This is a genomic window from Serratia sp. 22264 (genome assembly GCF_052045345.1).
Taxonomy (GTDB): Bacteria; Pseudomonadota; Gammaproteobacteria; order Enterobacterales; family Enterobacteriaceae; genus Serratia; species Serratia plymuthica.
The window spans coordinates 836,384-858,124 of sequence record NZ_JBQEOY010000001.1 but is presented as its reverse complement, the minus strand read 5'-3'; the positions used below and the strand labels follow the sequence as shown (position 1 = coordinate 858,124).

Here is a 21,741-nt window from a genome sequence, read left to right as displayed (position 1 = left end):
TCCCCATGTCGCACACAGTGACCTTTCACGATCTCAGCCACAGCCGGCAATTGCCGGAAGCCCTGTTCCAACGCACCGAAGCCGACTTGTCGTTCTTTATCGAACGGGTGCAGCCGATTATCGCGGCGGTACGCAGTGAAGGCGATGCCGCGCTACAGCGCTTCGCACGGGAATTCGATGGCGTGCAGGCCGAACGCATGTCGATTCGCGTCGAACAAAGCGAGTTCGACGACGCCATGGCGCGGCTGGATCCCGCCGTCACCGCCGCTATCGCCTATGCCGCCGGCAATATCCGCGCGTTTCATGAAGCGCAGAAACCGGAAGAAATGTGGTTGAAAGAGATGCAGCCCGGCGCTTTTGCCGGCGATCGCCACCTGCCGATCGATTCCGTGGCCTGCTATGTGCCGCGCGGCAAAGGTTCGTTCCCCAGCGTGCTGCTGATGACGGCGATCCCGGCGCTGGTGGCCGGCGTACCCCGGCCGGTGGTGATCACCCCGCCCGGCCCGGATGGCAGAGTCGACGATGCCACGCTGGTGGCGGCGCAGTTGGTCGGCATCCGCGAAATTTACAAGTGCGGCGGCGCGCAAGGGGTAGCGGCAGTGGCTTATGGCACTGAGACGGTGCCAAAATGCCTGAAGATCGTCGGCCCCGGCAGCCCCTGGGTGGTGGCCGCCAAACGCCAATTGGCGCAGTTGATCGATCCCGGCGTGCCGGCCGGCCCCAGCGAAAGCATTATTTTGGCCGATGACAGCGCCAACGGTGCACTGGCGGCGTTGGACTTGATCATTGAATCGGAACATGGCCCGGACTCCTCCGCCTGGTTGGTGACCTCCAGCCGCCGGGTAGCCGAACAGGCGATCGCCGCGCTGCCGGGTTACTGGGCGCAGCTGGACGAGAAACGCGCCGGCTTCTCGCAAAGCGTGCTGTGCGGTGCCCACGGCGGTGTGGTGCTGACGCAGGACTTCGCCGCCGCAGTAGAGTTTGTTAACGGCTACGCACCGGAACACCTGGAGATCCTGGCGGAAGAGCCGCTGGCGGTGATGGGCCAAATTCGCAACGCCGGTGAAATCCTGCTGGGCAATTACACCCCGGTGACGTTAGGCAACTTTGTGCTCGGCCCCAATGCGGTGCTGCCGACCAATGCCGCCGCCAAAGTGGCCGGGCCGCTGTCGGTATTCGACTACATGAAGCGTATTTCCGTGGGTTATGTCACCCGCAGCGGCTACGACGCGTTGGCGGAAAAGGCGCACGGGTTTGCCCTGTATGAAGGCTTCCCCGCACACGCGCTGGCGGTGTCACCGCTGCGTAAAACCCTGCTCGATCGTCAGTCCTGAACAGGCAGTGAGGTTACGATGACCGATAATCCTATTCCCCGCACCGCCCGAGGCGAACCCTTGGCGGCGCAGGCCAGAGCGCTGACCCACGCCGGCGAATGGCAGCAGGCGGCGGACAAACTGCGCCAACTGGTGCTGGAGATCACCGGAGTGGCGGTGGGCGAGTTGAGCATCAACCGCGATCAGTACAGCCTGAACTCGCTGAACGGCCAGTTGCAATTGGCCGACGGCCGCGGTCTGTTCTTTAAATATCACCACGAGGAAGGCGAAGACCACACCATCGAGGAGTATTACAACGCTGAGCTGCTGCGCAACAACGGTTTCCGCGTCGATGTACCGCTGTATGCCTGCGGCGAGCCGGGCCGGCAGATCCTGCTGTACCTGTTGCGCCACGACCGGCGGCTGGCCGACGTGTGCCGCGAGATCGAACTGCAACAGAGCTGGCCGCAGATGGCCCCGGTGGTCGATGCCCAGCACCGTGCCGATGCGGAGATCCTGCTGATGACGCTGCCGACGCTGAAAATCGGCCAGCCTGCGGCGGTGGCACGCGAGCCGATCCACCAGCTGTTTCATCACCGGTTGGTCAGCCCCGGTGCCACACCGGGATTGGGCGGCCGGGTGGCGCAGTTCTACGTAGGCAAAACCTTCCAACTGGCGCAGCAAGCGTTGAGTTGGGCGCAATTGCAAGACCTCCAGTGGGAAATCAACGGCGTGCGCTATCGCCATACGCTGGGTGAACTGCTGTTGCAGGCCGGTGAACTGTTGGCCCCGGCCGAACTGGCGCAGCACGGCGTGGTGATCGCCCACGGCGACGCGCACAACGCCAACGTATGGTACGAAACCGATCGCCCGCCGCCGCAGTTGGTCAGCTTCGATCCGGCCTTCGCCGGGCGCAATATCCCGGCGCTGCTGGCGGAGATCAAAGCGACTTTCCACAATATTTTCGCTCACCCGTTCTGGTTGTACGAACCGCAGCGTTGCGCGACGCATTACCGGGTGGCGGCCCGGCTGGAGGGGCAACGGCTGATCGTCGAGCATGACTGGCAATTGACGCCATTGCGCGCCGCCTTCCTGCAGGACAAAGGTGCGCTGTGCTGGCGGCCATTGCTCAGCGAACTGACGACGCGCGGCTGGTTGCCGCATAACTGGCGGCGGTTGATGCGGCTGGCGCTGTTCTGCTGCCCGACGCTGGTGCTCGATCTGCGCGCCGGCGGCGGCAGCGGCCATACGCCGGAAAGCTCGGCGCTGGGTTTCGCCATCGCCATGATGCTGGGCAGCGAACCCGTCGACGGCAAGGACGTGGCCAGCCGCTGGTTCACCGCCATCGATCCGCAGTTCGGCGGTGAAGTATGAAAGCCGCGCGTTTTTATGGCGTAGGCGACCTGCGCATCGAAGACATCGCCCCGCCGTCCGCCCTGCCCGACGATGCGGTACGCGTGCGGGTGCTGGCCGCCGGTATTTGCGGTTCCGACCTGCATAACTTCCGCACCGGGCAATGGATCGGTCCTCTCCCGGTCACCCCCGGTCATGAGTTCTGCGGTGAAGTGTTGGCGATCGGCAGCGCAGTAAGCCGCTTTGCCGTTGGCGACCGGGTGGTGGCCGACTCACGCGTCGGTTGCGGCCACTGTGCCGCCTGCCAAAGCGGGCGTCACAACCTGTGCCGTTCGCTGGGTTTTGTCGGCGAAGTCTGCGACGGCGGCTTTGCCGAACAGGTGCAGTTGCCGGCCTCACGGCTGCTGCGGGTACCGGATACCCTGCCGGCGGCGATTGCCGCCCTGAGCGAGCCGCTTGGCGTGGCACTGCGGGTGGTGAATCAGTTGAACCCGCCCCCCGGAGAACCGGTGTTGATCGCCGGTGGCGGCACCATAGGCGGGTTGGTCGCCTTGTTATTGCACCATCTGCGCGGCTGCCCGTTGCTGGTGGCGGAGTCCAACCCGCTGCGGCTGACAGTGCTCAGCCAGGTGCTGCCGCTACAGGCGGTGGAGCTGGATCACGACTTACCGCTGGCGGCAGCCTACGCGGTGGAGGCCACCGGCGTTACCGGAGTATTGAATCAACTGATTAACCTCGTCACCCCAGGCGGCCGCATTGCCATGGTCGGTCTGTTTCATGGGCAGGCGGCAATCGATGCCAATAGGCTGGTGGAGCGCGAGATTTCGCTAATCGGTTGCAGCGTGTTCGCCGATGAGCAACGCAGCGCCATCAGCCTGTTGCCGCAGTTGGCCGGCGAACTGGTGCACTGGATATCCCGGCCGATCCCTCTCGACGCCCTGCCGGATACCTATCGGCAATTGTTGGCGGGGCGCGTCGGAGCGCTGAAAACCCTGGTGGTTCCCTGAGGAGAATTTATGCAAAACACCTATTTACCGCCGGGCCTGGCCCCCTTTTCACTGCTCGGCAAGCGTGCCCTGATCACCGGCGCTACGCGGGGGATTGGGCAGGCGCTGGCGATCGGGCTGGCGCAGGCCGGTGCGCAAGTGATCGTCGCCGGACGACAACGCGCCGCGCTGCAAGAGGTGGTGCAACAGCTGAATAACTGGGGAGAACACCCGGAAATGCTGCTGTTGGATGTCCAGGACCCGGCGTCGATTGAAACCGCCTTCGCCACGCTGGCGGGCAAACCGCTGGATATCCTGATCAACAACGCCGGTATCGAACGCCTGTGCCCGTCGCTGGAGGTGGATGAAACGCTGTGGGACAGCATCGTCGGCACCAACCTGAAAGGCGCTTTCTTCTGCGCGCAGGCGGCGGCGCGCCTGATGGTCAAACAGGGCAGCGGCAGCATCATCAACCTGTGCTCATTGACCAGCGAAGTCGGCGTGCCGGGGGCTACCGCCTACGGCGCGTCAAAATCCGGGCTGGCAGGCATGACGCGTGCGCTGGCCAGCGAATGGGCTACCCACGGGATCCGGGTCAACGGCATCGGGCCAGGCTATTTTCAGACCGCGATGACCGAGGTGTTTTACCAGGATAACGGTTGGCGCGAGTCCATGCAGAATAAAATCCCGCTAGGCCGCTTTGGCAAGCTGAGCGACCTTACCGGTGCGGCCATTTTCCTCGCAGGCCCGGCGGCAGCCTACATCACCGGCCAGATCCTGTATGTCGACGGCGGCTATCTGGCCAGTATCTGAATAAACGCAGGCGCGGGGCGATATCCTGACCCCGCCCTCTCCGGCGCCTTGCATCCATCCAGTGATGACGATCACAACGCAAATATGTTAACGTTAACTTTTGTGATTAACATCGCAATCCCTGACGTTGGTGGCTTTATTTGGCCAAAGGTTAACGTTAACAATAAGGCTGACATCATCCATCAGGGCATCTCACATGAACCGCGAAACAAAAAAATATTATGTGCTTCTAAGCGGCCTGTTGTTTTTCTTCTTCTTTACCTGGTCGGCCAGCTTTTCACTGATCTCCATCTGGCTAAACCAGAAAATCGGCCTGAAAGGCACCGAAACCGGCCTGATCTTCTCGGCCATGTCGATCATGGCGCTGTGCGTGCAGCCGCTGTACGGGTTTGTTCAGGACAAACTCGGGTTGCGTAAGCATCTGCTGCTGTTCGTCGGCGTGCTGTTGTTGCTCACGGGGCCGTTCTTTATCTATGTTTACGCCCCGCTGCTGCAAACCAATCTGGTGGCCGGCGCACTGGTTGGCGGCCTGTTCGTCAGCCTGGCGTTCAACGCCGGCATCGGCGCGCTGGAATCCTATACCGAGCGCGTCAGCCGCATCGTCGGCTTCGAGTTCGGCCGGGCGCGCATGTGGGGCTCGCTGGGCTGGGCCAGCGCCACCTTCTTTGCCGGCTTTATCTATAACATCAACCCGAACATCAATTTCTGGATTGCCTCGGCCTCGGCGGCGGTATTCCTGCTGTTGCTGTGGCAGGTGCGAGAGCTGAAACCCAACGCCATGGCCGGGTTGGAATACGGCAAACCGGAAAACCTGAAGTTGCAGGACGCCCTGGCGTTGCTGCGCCTGCCGGGGTTCTGGGCGCTGGTGGTGTTCGTGCTCGGCACCAGCATCTACGGCGTCTTCGACCAGCAGTTCCCGGTGTACTTCGCTTCGCAGTTCGCGACCCACGAGGAAGGCAACCGCATGTACGGCTTCCTTAACTCGCTGCAAGTGTTTCTGGAGGCCGGCGGCATGTTCCTGGCGCCGCTGCTGGTCAACCGTATCGGTATCAAGCAAAGCCTGCTGCTGGCCAGCAGCGTGATGGCGTTTCGCATGTTCGGCTCTGGTTTCGCCAATGGCGCGCTGATGATTTCCGCCATGAAACTGCTGCATGCCGTGGAACTGCCGATTCTGCTGGTAGCCATGTTCAAATACATCACCACCCGCTTCGACAGCCGCCTGTCCTCCACGCTGTATCTGGTGGGCTTCCAGTTTATCAGCCAGATCGTCGCCGGCATTCTGGCGCCGCTGGCCGGTCTCGGCTACGACCGCATCGGCTTTGCCGACACCTATTTGCTGATGGGCTGCGCCGTCGCCGGTACTACGCTGGTTTCCTGCTTCCTGCTGCGCGGCGAGACTCCCGCCCGCGCACCTCAATTTCAATCCACGATAAAATCAAGTGAGCCAATCCAATGAACAATGCCTTAGCTCAAGCCGACCATGCGGTCGAAACCCTGCGCGCACAGCGTCAGGACGATTACTACCCGCGGTTTCATCTGGCGCCTGCCGCCGGCTGGATCAACGATCCCAATGGGCTGGTGTACATTAACGGCGTTTATCATGCGTTCTATCAGCATCACCCCTACGACGAAAACTGGGGGCCGATGCACTGGGGCCATGCCATCAGCCGGGATCTGGCGCACTGGCAGCACCAGCCGATAGCCCTGGCGCCCGGCGACGACTACGACAAAGACGGCTGTTTCTCCGGCTGCGCAGTGGACGATAACGGCGTGCTGACGCTGATCTACACCGGCCACGTCTGGTTGGACAAAGTAGGCGATGACGATCAGGTGCGCGAGGTTCAATGCCTGGCCACCAGCGAGGACGGCGTACATTTCGTCAAACACGGACCGGTGCTGGCACCGCCGGAAGGCATTCAGCATTTCCGCGATCCCAAGGTCTGGCGCGAGAATGACGGCTGGTGGATGGTGGTCGGCGCCAAACAAAACGGACTCGGGCAGGCACGGCTTTATCGTTCAAAAGATCTGCGCAGTTGGCAATTTGACCGCGTGCTGGACGGCGCGCAGACGCTGCATCAGGGCTATATGTGGGAGTGCCCGGATTTCTTCCCGCTCGGCGAAAAACAGGTGCTGCTGTTCTCGCCGCAGGGGCTGGCGGCACAGGGTTACCGCCACCGTAACCGCTTCCAGAGCGGCTATTTGCTCGGTCACTGGCAGCCAGGCGCCGATTTCAACGTCACTCAACCTTTCTGCGAGCTGGACGCCGGGCATGATTTCTATGCGCCGCAAACGTTCACCGCCGCCGACGGCCGCCGCCTGCTGTTCGCCTGGATGGACATGTGGGAATCGCCAATGCCGAGCAAGGCGCACGGTTGGGCCGGTGCGCTCACCCTGCCCCGCGAACTGACGCTGAATGCCGAAGGCGATGTGCTGATGAACCCGGCGCGGGAGTTGGCGGCGCTGCGCGGCCTGCCGCAGAGGTTTGCCGCAGCGCAACTGCGCAACCAACGCCAGCTTCTGGCGGAAAACCTGCAAGAGCTGACGCTGTCGTTGGATCTGGCCGCCAGCGATGCCGAACGCTACGGTATCGCCATTGGCGACGCCGCCCGGCTGTACGTGGACAACCAGGCCCACAGGCTGGTGTTAGAGCGTTTCAGCGAGGAACCGGGTCTGTGCGGTTGCCGCAGCGTGCCGCTGCCGGCGGGCGACACGCTGTCGCTGAACCTGTTTATCGACCGTTCATCGCTGGAAGTGTTCGTCAATCAGGGCGTTGCCTGCCTGACCAGCCGCATCTACCCGACCGATGGCCAGCGCGGCGTGAGCCTGTTTGCCGAAAGCGGCCAGGCACAGTTTGAAGCGTTACAGGGGTGGGAACTGGCGAGCATCTGGGCCTGATAATCCTCGGCGCCTGACTGGCAGGGCACGCTTGTCGTGCCCTGTTTCGTTCACATCGATTCGCGCAGCAACAGCGGGCAGGCCACCTTCACCGTCTCGCAGTGATCCAACTGGTTAATCAGATGCAGCGCCGCCTGACGGCCCAGTTCGTAATGCGGCAGTTGCACCGTGGTCAACGGCGGCAGGAACAGTTGACCGATGCCGACCATGTTGTCATAGCCCAACACCCCCACCTGCTGCGGGATCTGCCAGCCCTGCGCCAACAGCACCTGATACACCATAAACGCCACCCGATCGTTGCCGCACACCACCACATCGCAATCGCGCCGCCCCGGTGCGAAATGCCGTTCCAGCAAGGCCACGCAATCGCGATAGCGCTCATCGCCGTCGCTCAAATCAAGGTGATATTGCTTGAGTTGGTCTACGTCACCGCCTGCGTCACGCCAGGCGCGCTCCAACCCACGACGGCGCAGCCCGGCCGCCAGCGTGTTTTCCGGCAGATGAATGCACAGCGGCGCCCGGTAGCCTTTGACGATCAACGCACGTATGGCGTCGTACTGGCCCTGTTCGTCATCCGGAATGTAGCTGGCAACGCGGTTTCCCTGGCCGACGCAGTTGGCCAGCACCAGCTTTTTATCCAGTAACTTGGGCGGCACCGTGACCTGTCGCAGCCCCATGGTGGTGAAAATCACCCCATCCGGCCGGTGCGCCAGCAGCAAATCTATGGTGTGTTCGGCGCTGTCGTCGGCGAACAGGTTGACGACAAAGCTGTTCCAACCGTGTTCGCGCGCGGTCTTTTCGATCGACAGGATCATTTCCACCGAGAACGGCGTGGTGGCGGTGTCCAGCGCCAGCACGCCGAGCGTCTGTACCCGGCTGCTGTCGCCGCGAATGCGCCGGGCCGAGAGATCGGGCACGTAATCCAGTTGGTCGATCGCCAGCTTGACGCGCTGGTAGGTGTCTGGCCGCAGTTTGCCTGGCTCGTTGATGGCACGGGAAACTGTCATCAGCGACACCCCGGCAAGTTTTGCAACGTCTTTCAGCGAGGCCATGCGCCCTTCTCTGTGTAGGATGGAAAACCAAATAATCCCACAACTTAACGCCGGACTCTACCCTTTGCACATTCTGTCGGCCAGTTCATGTACCCGCTGCATGGCTTGCGCCAGCTGGGTAACGGTGACAGGGTGCGGCATGTTGGCCATATCCGGCGCTTCAACCGCCGCCGCCATAATGGCGTTGATGGCTTGATTGTCCAGATCGTCGGCGATATCCGCCAAATGCAGCGGTATCCGGCAGGCCTGCGCCAACCGCAACGCAGCCAGCAGTTCCTCGTCGCTGCGCTGTTCCAGCGCCAGCAGGCACAGGTTACCGTAACCGACCAACAGACCATGACCAAAATTGCGCGTCTTGTCGCAGACGGTGAAGCCTTCAAACAGCGCATGGGCCGCTGCGGCATGTGCCCCGCTGCCCATGACCGACGTCAGCCCGGCGAACAGGAAGATGGCATCCAGCGCTTGCTCCAGCGCAGCGTCGGCCTGGCATAGCTCCGCCGCCTGACAGGCCGCAGCCCCGTACTCTTCAATCAGTTGGTAACAGATGCGGCTGTTAGCCTGCGCCGCCAGCGCCATGCCGTTCAGTGCCGGCGGGTGGCCGATGGCGCGATACTCATACCATTTCGCCAGCGTATCTCCCAACCCGGCCGCCAACCAGCGGGCGGGTGCCGCGGCCAACAGCTGACTGTCAATCACCACCGCCGCCGGGGCATGCGGCAGGTGCAGCATGTCGCGAAAGTGGCCGTCGTCATGATAGCGGATGGTCAACGGCGTAACGGCAGCGCAAGTGGCGGCAATGGTCGGCACGGTGATGACCGGCAATCCGCAAGCCGCTCCCACCGCCTTGCCGGTATCAATGGCCTTGCCCCCGCCCGCCACGATCAGCATCTGCGCCGCCGCTGAATGCGCCACTGCGCCCAGCCGCGCAATCTGCGTTTCACTGCATTCGCCGCCATACTGCTCGCAGCCAACCCGCTCCACCGCCGCGGCACGCAGGCAGTTGCCTATGCGCGCTTCGGTAACCGCCAGCCCACGCGCGCCGCCAATCAGCATCGCCCTTGAACCGTAGCCGGCGCACAGCGTACCGATCTCCTCCAATGCTCCGGCGCCGCGTATCACGCGCGCCGGGAAAGCGATTTGCGCTAAAGACATCTCAGGCTCCTTATCCTCGTTCATTCACCGGCCGCAGCAGATGCGGCCCCAATTCCTGCACGCTGCTACAGCCCAGTTGCGCCAGCGTGCGGTCAATTTCCTCGCTGAAAATCCGCAGTGCCTGAGTCGCGCCAGCCTGCCCAGCCAGCGCCACGCCGTACAACAACGGGCGGCCGAGCAACACGGCATTGGCACCCAGCGCCAGCGCTTTCACCACGTCGGTGCCACGCCGAAAGCCGCTGTCGATCAGGATCGTCGCCGTCGGCCCACAGGCAGCACGCACCGCCGGCAACAGGCTGATGGGGGCCACGCTGCCGTCGAGCTGGCGGCCGCCGTGGTTGGACAGCACGATGCCATCCGCCCCGGCATCGAGCGCCTGACGGGCATCCTGAGGGTGCAAAATGCCCTTCACCAGCAGCTTGCCCGGCCAGCATTGCCGTACCCAATCCAGCGTTTGCCAGTTCAGCGCGGCGTCCATCTCGCGGGCAAAATAAGCGGCCCCGCTCAGGCCCCGCTGCCGCTCCGCCGGCAAATAGGGTTGCAGATTGCCGAAACCGGGCATGCCCGCCGGGCGCAAGGTATGCCACAACCAGCGAGGGTGCAGCGCCACGTCGCACAGGCTGGCGAGGGAGAGTTTCATTGGCCGCCGGTAACTGCGCCGATCGCGCTCGCGGTTGCCGAAATGCACCGCATCCACCGACAGCACCAGGGTGTTGCAGCCCGCGGCCAGAGCGCGTTGCAACAGCCCGGCGGTAACCTGTCGATCGCGCAGCACATACAGCTGGAACCAGTGCTGCCCCTGACCGTCGGCGGCAATCTCCTCCAACGAGGCGGTCGAGACCGTGCTCTGAATATAGGGAATGCCGAACGCCCGGGCGCTGCGCGCCAGCATCAGATCCGCCTGATAGCGCAGCATGCCGTTGTAGCCGGTGGGCGCAATCAGCAGCGGCGCCGCCAATTCCTGCTGCCAAAGCCGAATGTTGAGCGTGCGGCGGCTGGCGTCACGCAGTACCGGCGGCACAAACTGCCATTGGCCGAACGCCACCCGGTTACCGCGCAGCGTATGTTCGTCTTCCGCGCCGCCCGCCAGGTAACGGTAAGCGAAACGCGGCAGATAACACCGCGCCGCACGCTGTAAATCCGCCACGTTGAGTATCGCCCCGCTCATCAGCGCGCCGCCTCCGCCAGCACCTGTCGCAACGCATGGAGGAAACGCCGGTTATCCGCCGCGCTGCCGATCGAAACCCGGATGAACCGCTGATAACCGGCTTCGCGCCAGGGTTTGACGATGATGCCGTGCGCCAGCAATGCTTCGGCGATCTGCACGCTCGGGTAGCCGCAATCAAAGAACAGGAAGTTGGCGCTGGAGGGCGCCACCTGCAACCCCAGCGCACGCAACGCCGCCGCCATCGCCGCACGCGCTTCACTGACCCAGGCGACGCTGTCGGCCACATGTTGCCGATCGCGCAATGCCGCCAACGCCGCATTTTGCGCCGCCCGGTTAATGTTGAACGGCGTACGCACCCGGTCCAGCAGCGCCACCAACTCGGCATCGCAGGCCAGACCGTAACCGACGCGCAGCCCGGCCAGCCCATAAGCTTTGGAGCAGGTGCGCAGCACAATCCACGGGCGGTCCTGTAACGGCAACAGCGCCAGGCTGTCCGGGTAATCCGCCTGGTTGGCGCAGTATTCGTAATACGCCTCGTCGATCACCAGCAGGCAGTCTTGCGGCACTGCGGCGATCAATTGCAAAAAGTCATCGCGTCCGAGCATGCAGCCGACCGGGTTAGACGGGTTGCTGAATACCACCATCTTGGCCGGCCGTTGCAATGCCAGCCGCCAGGCGGCCAGATCGAACTCCAGCGCCTGATTGACCGCCACCAGCGTCACCTCCGCCCCCATCATGCGCGGGTAGATTTCATGCAACCCAAACGACGGCAGCAGGGTCACCACCCGATCGCCCGGATTAATAAACGCCAGACACAGCATTTCCAGAATGTTTTCAGACCCGTTGCCAATCACCACCTGCTGCGGCGCAATGCCGGTCAGCGCGGCGATTTCCGCCCGCAGCGCCTGGCTGTTTGGGTCTGGGTAAATGCCGCTATGCTGAGCCAAATCGCTCAGCGCCTGTTGCACCAAAGGGCTGGCGCCAAGCGGGTTTTCGTTGCTCGCCAGACGGGTAATTTCAGTGACGCCGTAACGATTGCGCACCGCCTCGCTGGATAATCCGGCGTTATAGGCGCCCAGCGAACTCGCCTGTTGGCGCGCCAGGCGGCGCACCGCCTGTGCTGCGGAAGAAATGGCTTGCATCCTCACCTCGCGGGTTGAGTATCGGTAAAGTCAAAAAGCGCATGACCCCCCTTCCAGGTCGGCAGGAAGGTCTATGGCCTGGCGGAAGCTCAGTGCAGGCTTTGCAGCGTTTCGCTGCGGATCTCTTCGGTGACCTGCGCCTTGATGGCCATAAACTCCGGAGACGTTTTCAGGGTGTAATCGCGCGGATGCGGGAAGTTGACCGGTACTTCGGTTTTGATCCGCCCCGGCCGCGCGCTGAAAATCGCCACCTTGTTGGCCATGAAAATCGCCTCATCGATGTCGTGCGTGACAAACAGCACCGTCTTGCGCGAGGCCTCCCAGATATTCAGCAACAGCTCTTGCATCATCACCCGCGTCTGGTTATCCAGCGCGCCGAAAGGTTCGTCCATCAGCAGGATTTTCGGATCGTTGGCCAGCGCGCGGGCGATGGCGGTACGCTGCTGCATGCCACCGGAAAGCTGGCGCGGGAAATGCCGTTCAAAACCGCGCAACCCGACCTTGTTGATGAAATAGTCGCTGCGCTCTTTCTGCTGTGCCGCGCCTATACCGCGTTCCTGCAGGCCAAAACGGATGTTCTGCTCCACCGTGAGCCACGGGAACAGCGTATAGCTCTGGAATACCATGCCGCGATCGGCGCCCGGCCCCTCTACCCGCTGACCATCCAGCCACACTTCCCCCTGCGTCGGGCTGTCCAGCCCGGCAATGATGCGCAGCAGCGTCGATTTGCCGCAGCCGGAAGGCCCGAGAATGGTGATGAAATCATTCTCCTGCACCTGGTAATCGACCGGCAGCAGCGCCTGCGTCTGCTCGCCATGCGGCCCGGTAAAGATCCGCGATACGTTTCTGACGTTGAGTTTGTCGGCTTTCATCGCAGAGAACTCCAGATAAACAGGCGTTTGTTAGCCGCCTTGAACAGCAGATCGGACAGCAGACCGATACAGCCGATGACGATAATGCCGAAGATAATCTGCCCGGTGTTCAACAGCGCCTGGCTGTCGACGATCATGTGGCCGATGCCGCTGGAAGAGCCGATCAGTTCGGCGACAATCACGTAGGTCCAGGCCCAACCGAGCACCAGACGCAGCAGTTCGGCAATCTCCGGGGCCGCACCGGGGATCAGCACCCTTCGCACCACGCTGCGGTTGGAAGCCCCCAGGGTATAGGCCGCCTCCACCAGATCGCGCCGAGCGGCACCGACGGTCACCGCCACCATCAGCACTATCTGGAAGAACGACCCGATAAAGATCACCAGAATTTTTTGCATTTCGCCGATGCCGGCCCACAGGATCAACAGCGGCACAAACGCCGATGCCGGCAAATAGCGGCAAAACGAGACGAAGGGTTCGAGAAACGCCTCCACCAGCTTGTACGAACCCATCATGATACCGAGCGGCACCGCAATGGCCGCCGCCAGCAAGAAGCCGCTCAGCACCCGGAACACCGTCATGCCGATATCCAGCGAGAAATCGTACTCGGTGAACAGCAGTACGCCTTCGCGCAGCATGGTGAGCGGATCGGCCAAAAACGTCGGCGACACCAGCCCGGTGAAAGTCGCCAGCCCCCACAGCGCCACAAACAGCACGAAGAAAGCCAGGCCGAGAAACCAGCGCAACCGCCCGGCAACCGGCCGCAACGGCACCATCATCGGGTTATGCCAGTGCGGTTTAGCGGGCGGCAGTGCCGCAGGCTCCCGTTCCAGTTCCGCCACTGGACTGAGGGGTGAATTCATTTCGGACTCCTTCATGGCTGGTTTACGTAGCTGGCGTCATACAGCGTGCCGATGTCCGGCAGTTTGCGGATCACGCGCATTTCCAGCAGCAGCGCCGCGGCCTCTTTGCTGAAATCGGCGATTTCGCCGCTGAAGAACTTGCGGTTCTGCTCGCGATCCTGCCAACGCAGGTAGCCGGCGGACTCGGCAAACTGCTTGCCGCTGGACTTCACCGCCGCTCCCATGATTTCGTAGGATTTATCCGGCTGAGCCTTGATCATGTCCAGCGCGTCGAAATAGCTCTCCACCAGCGCTTTCGCCGCCTGCGGATTTTTCTTCAACCAGTCCGGCGTGCAGCCCAGCGTATCCATCACCATCGGGTAATCCAGCGTGGTAGCCAGGATTTTGCCTTGTTTGGGGTTGTCGCGGACCGTCGACAGGTAAGGTTCGTAGGTCATCGCCGCGTCGTTCTGCCCGGCATTGAAAGCCTGCGCCGCCGCCTGAGGTGACAAGGTGGCCAGCTTGACGTCTTTCAGCGTCATGTGGTTTTTGTCCAGGATCCACGCCAGCGCAAAATAGGAGGAGGTGCCGGGCGCATCGACGCCCACCGTCTTGCCCTTCAACTGCGCCACGCTGCTGATGCCGTTGCGCACCGCCAGCCCGTCGGCCCCGTAGGATTTGTCCAACTGCACGATTTGCGTGATCGGCACGCCGTTGGCGTTCCAGGCGACGTAGGTTTCCACCGTGGTGGCGGCGCACTGCACCGCACCGGAAGCGATCGCCAAATGGCGGTCTTTTTGCGGGATCATTTTCAGATCGACATCCAGGCCATGCTTTTTGAAAATCCCGGCCTTGTCCGCCAGCGTTAACGGGGCGAAGCCGGTCCAGCCGGAGATGCCAATCGCCACCGGCGTATCGGCCGCCTGCGCCGCCGTTGCCGTCAAACCGTAAAATCCTGTCGCTGCTGCCAGGATCGAAAGTGTTCCCATTGCCGTTTTCACGGAAAAACCCTTGCTCATGCTGTGCTCCTGTCTTGCCGATAAAACGCCCCACCGCGGGCGCCAGAAAGGCTCTGTATAGTCTTGTCTATACAAGCGAAGTGACAGGAGCAAAGACTGTGCCAAACGCGCAAGCAGCGTGGGAAGCGGATAAACGGATTTCAGGAAGGCGATGCCGGGTACGGGTGAATCATGATGGCGCAGGCGGCGCACCTAATTGGAGCAAGGGGCCGCCTGTCGGATGAGCGGATTAAACCGGGTGAATATCGGCCCACAGGGCCAGGCTCTCTTTCGCCAGCGGCGTCAACTGCCCGCCGTGATGTTCGGCCGGCCACCAGCCGCCCTCGCGTGCAGCCAGCGTGACGCCGCCCGCCAGTGACCAGGTTCCTTGCAATACATACAGCACACCGGCGTGGCCTGCCGGCAATGCCACGCCGGCGGTAATGCGTTGCACGTTGGCCGCCCAGCGCCCGCGCCGGGTCATGATGTTGAAATCCTGGCTGGCGCCGCCCAGCAGCGTGGCATTCAACGCCACGTCGCCGGAAAAGGCGAACGGCTCGCCAATCTGCGACAGTCGGTGATCAATGTGCCCGGTGCTGAACAAATGCACGCCGTCGCCCTCCAGCAGGGTAATCGAGCGGTCGATGCCGTCAAATGCCGAAAATGGGCCGTCCTGCGCGATGGTGGCGATGCTGGCGCGCCAGTCAAAGTCTTGCTCCCCCGCCGGCCAGCAGGCGATCTCACGGGTTTCGCCGCCGCCGTTGCGCCAGGGCGTCACCGGCAGGGAATCGAAATCAAAACGGGTCAGACTCATCACGCCTCCTGCTGGAAAGTTTTCAGTACTTGCAGGAATTCAGCGCTGCTTTGCTGTTGCAACGCGTGACGCCCCTGCTCGATCACCTGACGGCCGCCGACGAAAACGTCGCGGATTTGCTCTTTGCCGCCGGCGAACAGCCAGCGGTTGAGGATCGAGGCATCGGGTGCTGCGGCCAGATAAGGATCGTCGCCATCCAGTACCAGCCAATCGGCACGGTAGCTGCTCTGCAAACGGCCGATTGGCGCGCCGCAGGCCTGCGCACCGCCCTGCAATGCCTGCTGGTACAGCACGTCCGCCACCGCCGGTTGTTGTGGCGTGGTCAGGCGGTTACGGCGCTGATCGCGCAGCCGTTGGCCGTATTCGAACCAGCGCAGTTCTTCCACTACGTTGAGCGACACGTGGCTGTCGGAACCTATGCCCCAACGCCCCTGATGGTGCAGATAGGCGTCACCGGGGAAAATGCCATCGCCCAGGTTGGCCTCGGTGGTCAGGCACAGGCCGGCCACCGCCTGGCTGCGCGCCAGTTGCTCCAGCTCTGCGCGATCGAGATGGGTGGCGTGCACCAGGCACCAACGCGAGTCCACCGGCATATGCTCATACAGCCAGGCCACAGGGCGTTGACCGCTCCAGGCCAGGCAATCGTTGACCTCTTTTTGCTGCTCGGCGATATGAATATGCACCGGCAAGGCGCTGTCCGACGCCGCCAGGATTTGCTGCATCTGGCTCAGTTCCACCGCGCGCAGGGAATGGAAGCACAGGCCTTGATTTTGCAGCGGTTGGTCCGCCACTTGGCGGGCAATCACCTGCTGCTGTTGCAGGTAGCTGTCCGCATCCTGAATAAAACGTTTCTGCCCCGGCTGGGCGGGCTGGGCGCCAAAACCGGCGTAGCTGTACAGCACCGGCAGCAAGGTCATGCCGATCCCGGCCTGTTGCGCCGCCTGGCTGAGCCGACCGGTCATTTCGCCGCGATCGGCGTAAGGATTGCCGTCGGCGCCATGATGCAGATAGTGGAACTCGGCAACCTGGGTATATCCCCCCTTGAGCATTTCGATATACAGTTGTCGGGCGATAACTTCCACCTGCTCCGGAGTCAGCCGCTGTACCAGGCGATACATCAGATCGCGCCAGGTCCAGAAACTGTCCTGCGGGTTGCCCGCGACCTCTGCCAGCCCGGCCATCGCACGCTGGAAGGCGTGGGAATGCAGGTTCGGCATGCCCGGCACCACATCGCCGTGCAGGCGAATGCAGCCTTCGGGATCTGAATCGGCAATCACCTGAGCCAGGTGACCGTGCGCATCGACGTCCAGACGGACGTTATGCGCCCACCCCTCAGGGAGCAGAGCGCGTGAGGCAAAATAAGCAGGCATGGCAGTATTCCACTGTTAATGTAACGGCTAATAACGCGCGAGAATCACGCATCCGAAAATGCACAGGCCCATCGCATTGCTGTGGCGAACCGGCCCTTAGTTGTATATACATATACATACGCCGACATCAACAGTAAACTGGTGTTATTATTTTTTTATTTGACGAGGTTAACGTCGTGGTGGATCAACAGACCCTGTTACAACTGGCTGCTGCAATGAGCGATACCCCCGCCCCGATCTACCAACGGGTCAAGCAGGCGATCGTAAACCAAATCCGTGCGGGCCACTGGCTGCCGCACCAGCGCGTGCCCTCTGAAAGTGAACTGGTGGCGGAACTGGGCGTCAGCCGCATGACCATCAACCGCGCGCTGCGCGAGCTGACCAGCGAAGGCTTCCTGATCCGCATGCAAGGCGTCGGCACCTTCGTCGCCGAGGCCAAAGCGCATACCGCGCTGCTGGAAGTGCATAACATCGCCGACGAAATCGCTGCCCGCGGCCATCGCCACAGCAGCAAGATCCTGCAGTTGAAGGCGCGCCCGGCCAGTGAAGAAGAAGCGCTCGCGCTGGGTATTCAACCCGGCCAGCAGCTGTTCTATTCGCAGATCGTGCATTACGAAAACGACCTGCCGGTGCAGGTTGAAGACCGCTGCGTCAATCCGGTGGTCGCACCCGATTACATGAAGCAGGATTTCGACCGCGTGACGCCGTATATCTACCTGACGCAGGCCGCCCCGCTGACCGCCGGCGAGCACATCGTGGAAGCGGTAGTGCCGACCCGCCAGGAGCGCGACCTGCTGCAACTGGAAGATCACGAACCGGGTCTGTTGATTCACCGCCGCACCTGGTCCGGCAAAAACGTGGTCACCTCGGCGCGCCTGCTGTATCCCGGCAGCCGCTATCAACTGTTCGGCCGTTTCACCAGCGACGTTTAATTCCCCCGCGGGTGCAGCCTTTGCACCCGTCTTCCCTCAGCGGTCACATCCCGATAACAAATTTTTACCCCGCCTCTTGTGACAAACCGGTGAATGCGCTAGGTTGTTTTTGATTGTATATACAACCATGTGGGAGCCAAGGCTCCGGCGGAGGAAAGCAATGACGTCTGAGATTCACTGCGACAGCCTGTGGCACGGGGCCGACATCGTCACCATGCGCGACGGCAAGTATCACACCCTCAGCGATGGCGCGATCGCCGTGCGCGCAGGCAAAATCGTCTGGGTGGGCGAATATGCCGCGCTGCCTGCGGGGCTGATCGCCGATGAAAGGGTGAAATTCGACGGCGGCATCATCACGCCGGGCTTTGTCGACTGCCATACCCATCTGGTGTTCGGCGGCAACCGCAGCGGCGAATTCGAACAGCGCCTGAACGGCGTGAGTTATGCCGAGATTGCAGCCCAAGGCGGCGGCATCATTTCCACGGTCAAAGCCACCCGCGACGCCGACGAAGAAGCGCTGCTCGAGCAAGCGCTATTCCGTTTGCGGCCGCTATTGGCGGAAGGCGTGACCTGCGTGGAGATCAAGTCCGGTTATGGGCTGACGCCGGAAAGCGAACTGAAAATGCTGCGCGTGGCGCGCCGACTTGGCGACATGCTGCCGGTAGAGGTGAAAACCACCTGCCTGGCGGCCCACGCGCTGCCGCCGGAATACGCCAATCGCGCCGACGATTATATCGATCTGGTGTGCAACACCATTATTCCTCAGGCCGCCGCCGCCGGGCTGGCGGATGCGGTCGATGCCTTCTGCGAGCATCTGGCGTTCTCACCGGCGCAGGTTGAGCGGGTGTTCGCCGCCGCCGAGGCCGCCGGCCTGCCGGTGAAGCTGCACGCCGAACAGCTTTCCGCACTCGGCGGCAGCGAGTTGGCAGCGCATCACCATGCGCTCTCCGCCGATCACCTGGAATATGCCACCGAGCAAGATGCCCGGGCGATGGGCGATGCCGGCACCGTTGCGGTGTTGCTGCCTGGCGCTTATTACCTGCTGCGCGAAACCCAGTGCCCGCCGGTGGATCTGTTCCGCAAGCACCGGGTGGCAATGGCGATCGCCAGCGACGCCAACCCTGGCACCTCCCCGGCGCTGTCGCTGCGCCTGATGATCAACATGGCCTGCACGCTGTTCCGCCTTACGCCGGAAGAAGCGCTGGCGGGCGTCACGGTTCACGCGGCCAAAGCGCTGGGGCTGCAGGACAGCCACGGCACGCTGGAAACCGGCAAGGTGGCGGATTTTGTGCACTGGCCGCTTTCCCGGCCGGCTGAACTGGCTTACTGGTTGGGCGGACAACTGCCCTGTACGGTGATTTTCCGAGGAGAAGTACGTCAATGACCATTCGCGATCCCTATGATTTCCAGACCGGCAGCCTGCCGCTGCTGATCAGCATTCCCCATGCCGGCACCCGCTTGACGCCGGCGGTCGAAGCCGGTTTGACCGAAGAGGCGCGGCCACTGCCCGATACCGACTGGCATATTCCGCGGCTGTATGAGTTTGCCCGTACGATGGGTGCCAGCGTGCTGATCGGCAACTACTCGCGTTTTGTCATCGATCTGAACCGCCCGGCGGACGATAAGCCGCTGTATACCACCGCCACCACCGGCCTGTACCCTGACGTGCTGTTTGACGGCCGCCCGAGCTTTTTGCCGGGTAAAACGCCGTCGGACGAAGAGCGTGCCGGCTATTTACAGCAAATCTGGCAGCCCTACCACCAGCAATTGCAGGATGAACTGACGCGACTGAAAGCCAAGCACGGCTACGCGCTGCTGTTCGATGCGCACTCCATCGCCTCGGTGATCCCACGATTGTTCGACGGTAAGCTGCCGGATCTCAATCTGGGCACCAACGGCGGCGAAAGCTGCGCCCCGGAGCTGAGCGATCGCCTGGTGGCCTGCTGCGAACAGCAACAGCAGTTCACGCATGTGCTTAACGGCCGCTTTAAAGGCGGGTACATCACCCGTGCTTATGGTCAGCCGCAGCAACAGCAACATGCGATTCAACTGGAGCTGGCGCAGGTGAACTACATGTCCGAACAGTATCCCTTTGCCTTCGAGCCGCAGCGTGCGTCCGCTTTGCAACGCCTGCTGAAGCAAATGATCGACAGCCTGCTGGCCTGCGGGCAACCGCGTTAACCCACAGCCTATGCCAAGCCGGGGCCTGCTTATCTTGCCCCGGCGTCACCTTGCCTCCTGATTTTTCGGCATAAATCATGCCTCCTTTCCTTCCCCGGCTTCAATTTGCGCACTGCATCGCAGTTTCAGTGAAAACCTTTGTATCTGGTCGGACAACGCACAAAACAGCGGCATAGGGATCGCGCGGTACGCCACAATCTGCCGAAAAGCCCGGCGATTGCCTGGGTATAAACTCCCGTAAACCTCTCCCCCGGCGCCCCAGGTGGCTACGGGATCCGGGTGCGCGGCGCAAGGCCCAAATTGATGACCTACTCTGGAGGCTACCATGTCTGAAACCCCGTTAAACTGGCGTGCCGCACAGGCCGTTGCCGATCGGCTGTTGGCGAATTGGCGCACCGATGGCGAACCCGGCGGGGCAATGACCCTGTTCGACGCCGGGCAGATACGGGCGACCGCCAGCGCCGGCCTGGCCGATCTGGCGCAAAACACCCCTTTTACCGCCGACAGCGTGGTGCGCTATGCCTCAATCACCAAGCATATTTTCGCCGCGCTGGCGCTGAACGCCACCGGCAACGCCCTCAATCTGCGCGATCGCCTCGGCGATTTGCTGCCTGAGCTGCATGTTCCGCTGGCGGACGTGACCGTCGGCCAGGCGCTGGACATGACCAGCGGACTGCCCGACGTACGTGAAACTCTGGGGCTGCTCGGCATCTCGGTGCATACCCGCAGCGATGCACAACCGGTGATGCAGTTCCTGCAGGGGTTGCGTGAACTCAATTATCCGGCCGGCAGCGAAGTCGCCTACACCAATACCGGATACCGGCTGGTTGAGGCGGCGCTGAAAGCCAAAGGCTACGATTTCGATCAACTGGTGCAACAGCATATTGCCCAACCGCTGCAGGTTCAGTTGCGGGCGCCGGAAAGCTGGTTTGACGTGGTGCCTGGGCTGGCGCCCGGCTACTGGCGTTCCGCGCAAGGTTGGCAACTGGCCAGCGCAGGCCTGCATCTGTCTGCCTCCGGCAGCCTGACCGGCAGCGCCAATGCCCTCACTTGCTGGCTGCAAACGCTGCTGGCGGATGAAGGCCCGGGCCACGGCGTGTTGGCGCAGCTCAGCGCCCCACGGCGGCTCAATCAGGGCCAGCTCAGCGCTTACGGTTTGGGGCTGGCGCAAACCCCGCTCGGGACCTATAGGCTGCTGGGCCACGGCGGCTCACACGCCGGTTACAAAAGCTATTTCCTGCTGGCACCCGGTCGGCAGGCTGGGGTAGCGCTGGTGGCCAACCGCGAGGATTGCGACAGTTTTGGCATGGCGCTACAGGTGATGGCCGCCCTGCTCGATGAGGCGCTGCCGCAGCGCAGCACCGCCATTCCCGACGGCATTTACGCTACGGTGGCCGAGCCTTACTGGCTGGAGGTGGAAGATGGCAATGTGACCTATTTGGGGACCGGCGAGCCGCTTTATCAGGCCGACGACGGCTACGCGGTGTCGCTTTCCGCCCATATGCCAATGCGGCTGAAATGGACCGGTGAAGCGGTTGAAGGCGAAGTGGGACACGTGACGCGCAGCTTTCTGCCGGTCATCCCCAGCGGCGACTGCCTGAAACACGTTCAGGGTTTCTGGTATCACCCGCAGTACCGCACCGCCTTCGAGATTTGCGGCGATCAGGTACACATCGGCGTGGGTCCGGCGGCGCAGACAGGCACTGTCAGCTCACTCGGCAACGGCCGCATGCTGGTGGAAAGCCACGACGGCCCGTGGTTAAAACGCTTTTGTTTATACTTTCGCGGCTACAGCGTGGATTTGATCGCCAACCGCAGCCGGGTGCTGACCTTTCAGCGCAGCAACGCCGGCCGAGATTAG

Annotated in this window: 19 protein-coding genes; 10 read left to right on the top strand and 9 right to left on the bottom strand. The window is 62.4% G+C overall.

What is annotated here, in order from left to right:
- Positions 1–5 precede the first annotated feature (5 nt).
- The 6 genes from hisD to ACTJJ1_RS04180 all read left to right on the top strand — a co-directional run bounded on the left by hisD (position 6) and on the right by ACTJJ1_RS04180 (position 7,360).
- The gene (gene hisD, locus ACTJJ1_RS04205) at positions 6–1,334 is read left to right on the top strand and encodes a histidinol dehydrogenase (protein ID WP_004943449.1); all 1,329 of its coding nucleotides are present in this window, start codon (positions 6–8) and stop codon (positions 1,332–1,334) included.
- 18 nt (positions 1,335–1,352) lie between these two features.
- A complete protein-coding gene (locus ACTJJ1_RS04200) occupies positions 1,353–2,687 on the top strand; it encodes a hypothetical protein (RefSeq protein ID WP_440832510.1) in 1,335 nt (444 codons plus the stop codon).
- Positions 2,684–3,673: a zinc-dependent alcohol dehydrogenase gene (locus ACTJJ1_RS04195; RefSeq protein WP_440832508.1), complete on the top strand. Its 990-nt coding sequence runs from the start codon at positions 2,684–2,686 to the stop codon at positions 3,671–3,673. The genes ACTJJ1_RS04200 and ACTJJ1_RS04195 overlap by 4 nt, the downstream gene beginning before the upstream one ends.
- A 9-nt stretch (positions 3,674–3,682) precedes the next feature.
- Positions 3,683–4,465, top strand: a complete 783-nt coding sequence (locus ACTJJ1_RS04190; protein ID WP_037432747.1) for an SDR family NAD(P)-dependent oxidoreductase — start codon at positions 3,683–3,685, stop codon at positions 4,463–4,465.
- A 196-nt stretch (positions 4,466–4,661) separates the two neighbouring features.
- Positions 4,662–5,921, top strand: a complete 1,260-nt coding sequence (locus ACTJJ1_RS04185; RefSeq protein WP_006324864.1) for an MFS transporter — start codon at positions 4,662–4,664, stop codon at positions 5,919–5,921.
- Positions 5,918–7,360: a glycoside hydrolase family 32 protein gene (locus ACTJJ1_RS04180; RefSeq protein WP_409443506.1), complete on the top strand. Its 1,443-nt coding sequence runs from the start codon at positions 5,918–5,920 to the stop codon at positions 7,358–7,360. Before ACTJJ1_RS04185 ends, ACTJJ1_RS04180 begins: the two co-directional genes overlap by 4 nt.
- 50 nt (positions 7,361–7,410) lie before the next feature.
- Here the strand turns inward: ACTJJ1_RS04180 and ACTJJ1_RS04175 are convergent, their stop codons facing one another.
- The 9 genes from ACTJJ1_RS04175 to ACTJJ1_RS04135 form a co-directional block, all read right to left on the bottom strand.
- Positions 7,411–8,412, bottom strand: coding sequence for a LacI family DNA-binding transcriptional regulator (locus ACTJJ1_RS04175; protein ID WP_440832505.1), 1,002 nt, complete (start codon positions 8,410–8,412; stop codon positions 7,411–7,413).
- A gap of 57 nt (positions 8,413–8,469) precedes the next feature.
- Positions 8,470–9,564, bottom strand: a complete 1,095-nt coding sequence (locus ACTJJ1_RS04170; RefSeq protein WP_004943429.1) for an iron-containing alcohol dehydrogenase — start codon at positions 9,562–9,564, stop codon at positions 8,470–8,472.
- 10 nt (positions 9,565–9,574) lie between these two features.
- The gene (locus tag ACTJJ1_RS04165) at positions 9,575–10,732 is read right to left on the bottom strand and encodes an alpha-hydroxy acid oxidase (RefSeq protein WP_020438898.1); all 1,158 of its coding nucleotides are present in this window, start codon (positions 10,730–10,732) and stop codon (positions 9,575–9,577) included.
- A complete protein-coding gene (gene hisC / locus ACTJJ1_RS04160; RefSeq protein WP_440832503.1) occupies positions 10,732–11,874 on the bottom strand; it encodes a histidinol-phosphate transaminase in 1,143 nt (380 codons plus the stop codon). The genes ACTJJ1_RS04165 and hisC overlap by 1 nt, the downstream gene beginning before the upstream one ends.
- An 89-nt stretch (positions 11,875–11,963) precedes the next feature.
- Positions 11,964–12,746, bottom strand: a complete 783-nt coding sequence (locus ACTJJ1_RS04155; RefSeq protein ID WP_004943421.1) for an ABC transporter ATP-binding protein — start codon at positions 12,744–12,746, stop codon at positions 11,964–11,966.
- On the bottom strand, positions 12,743–13,606 hold the full coding sequence (locus ACTJJ1_RS04150) for an ABC transporter permease (RefSeq protein WP_004943418.1): 864 nt from the start codon (positions 13,604–13,606) through the stop codon (positions 12,743–12,745). Before ACTJJ1_RS04150 ends, ACTJJ1_RS04155 begins: the two co-directional genes overlap by 4 nt.
- An 11-nt stretch (positions 13,607–13,617) precedes the next feature.
- Positions 13,618–14,574 (bottom strand): ABC transporter substrate-binding protein, encoded by a 957-nt coding sequence (locus ACTJJ1_RS04145; RefSeq protein WP_375232555.1) that lies wholly within the window; start codon positions 14,572–14,574, stop codon positions 13,618–13,620.
- A gap of 259 nt (positions 14,575–14,833) precedes the next feature.
- Positions 14,834–15,397 carry a HutD/Ves family protein gene (locus ACTJJ1_RS04140; RefSeq protein WP_440832500.1) on the bottom strand — a complete coding sequence of 188 codons (564 nt, stop codon included), beginning with the start codon at positions 15,395–15,397 and terminating at the stop codon, positions 14,834–14,836.
- On the bottom strand, positions 15,397–16,767 hold the full coding sequence (locus ACTJJ1_RS04135) for a formimidoylglutamate deiminase (RefSeq protein WP_440832498.1): 1,371 nt from the start codon (positions 16,765–16,767) through the stop codon (positions 15,397–15,399). The genes ACTJJ1_RS04140 and ACTJJ1_RS04135 overlap by 1 nt, the downstream gene beginning before the upstream one ends.
- A gap of 215 nt (positions 16,768–16,982) precedes the next feature.
- Between ACTJJ1_RS04135 and hutC the strand changes: the two genes are divergently transcribed.
- From hutC to ACTJJ1_RS04115, 4 genes are all read left to right on the top strand, one after another.
- A complete protein-coding gene (gene hutC, locus ACTJJ1_RS04130; RefSeq protein ID WP_208295248.1) occupies positions 16,983–17,699 on the top strand; it encodes a histidine utilization repressor in 717 nt (238 codons plus the stop codon).
- Positions 17,700–17,859: 160 nt separating this feature from the next.
- Positions 17,860–19,083, top strand: a complete 1,224-nt coding sequence (hutI, locus tag ACTJJ1_RS04125; protein WP_004943404.1) for an imidazolonepropionase — start codon at positions 17,860–17,862, stop codon at positions 19,081–19,083.
- Positions 19,080–19,880: an N-formylglutamate deformylase gene (gene hutG / locus ACTJJ1_RS04120; RefSeq protein WP_440832496.1), complete on the top strand. Its 801-nt coding sequence runs from the start codon at positions 19,080–19,082 to the stop codon at positions 19,878–19,880. Before hutI ends, hutG begins: the two co-directional genes overlap by 4 nt.
- A 325-nt stretch (positions 19,881–20,205) precedes the next feature.
- Complete coding sequence (locus ACTJJ1_RS04115; protein ID WP_440832494.1) at positions 20,206–21,741, top strand: serine hydrolase domain-containing protein; 1,536 nt, start codon at positions 20,206–20,208, stop codon at positions 21,739–21,741.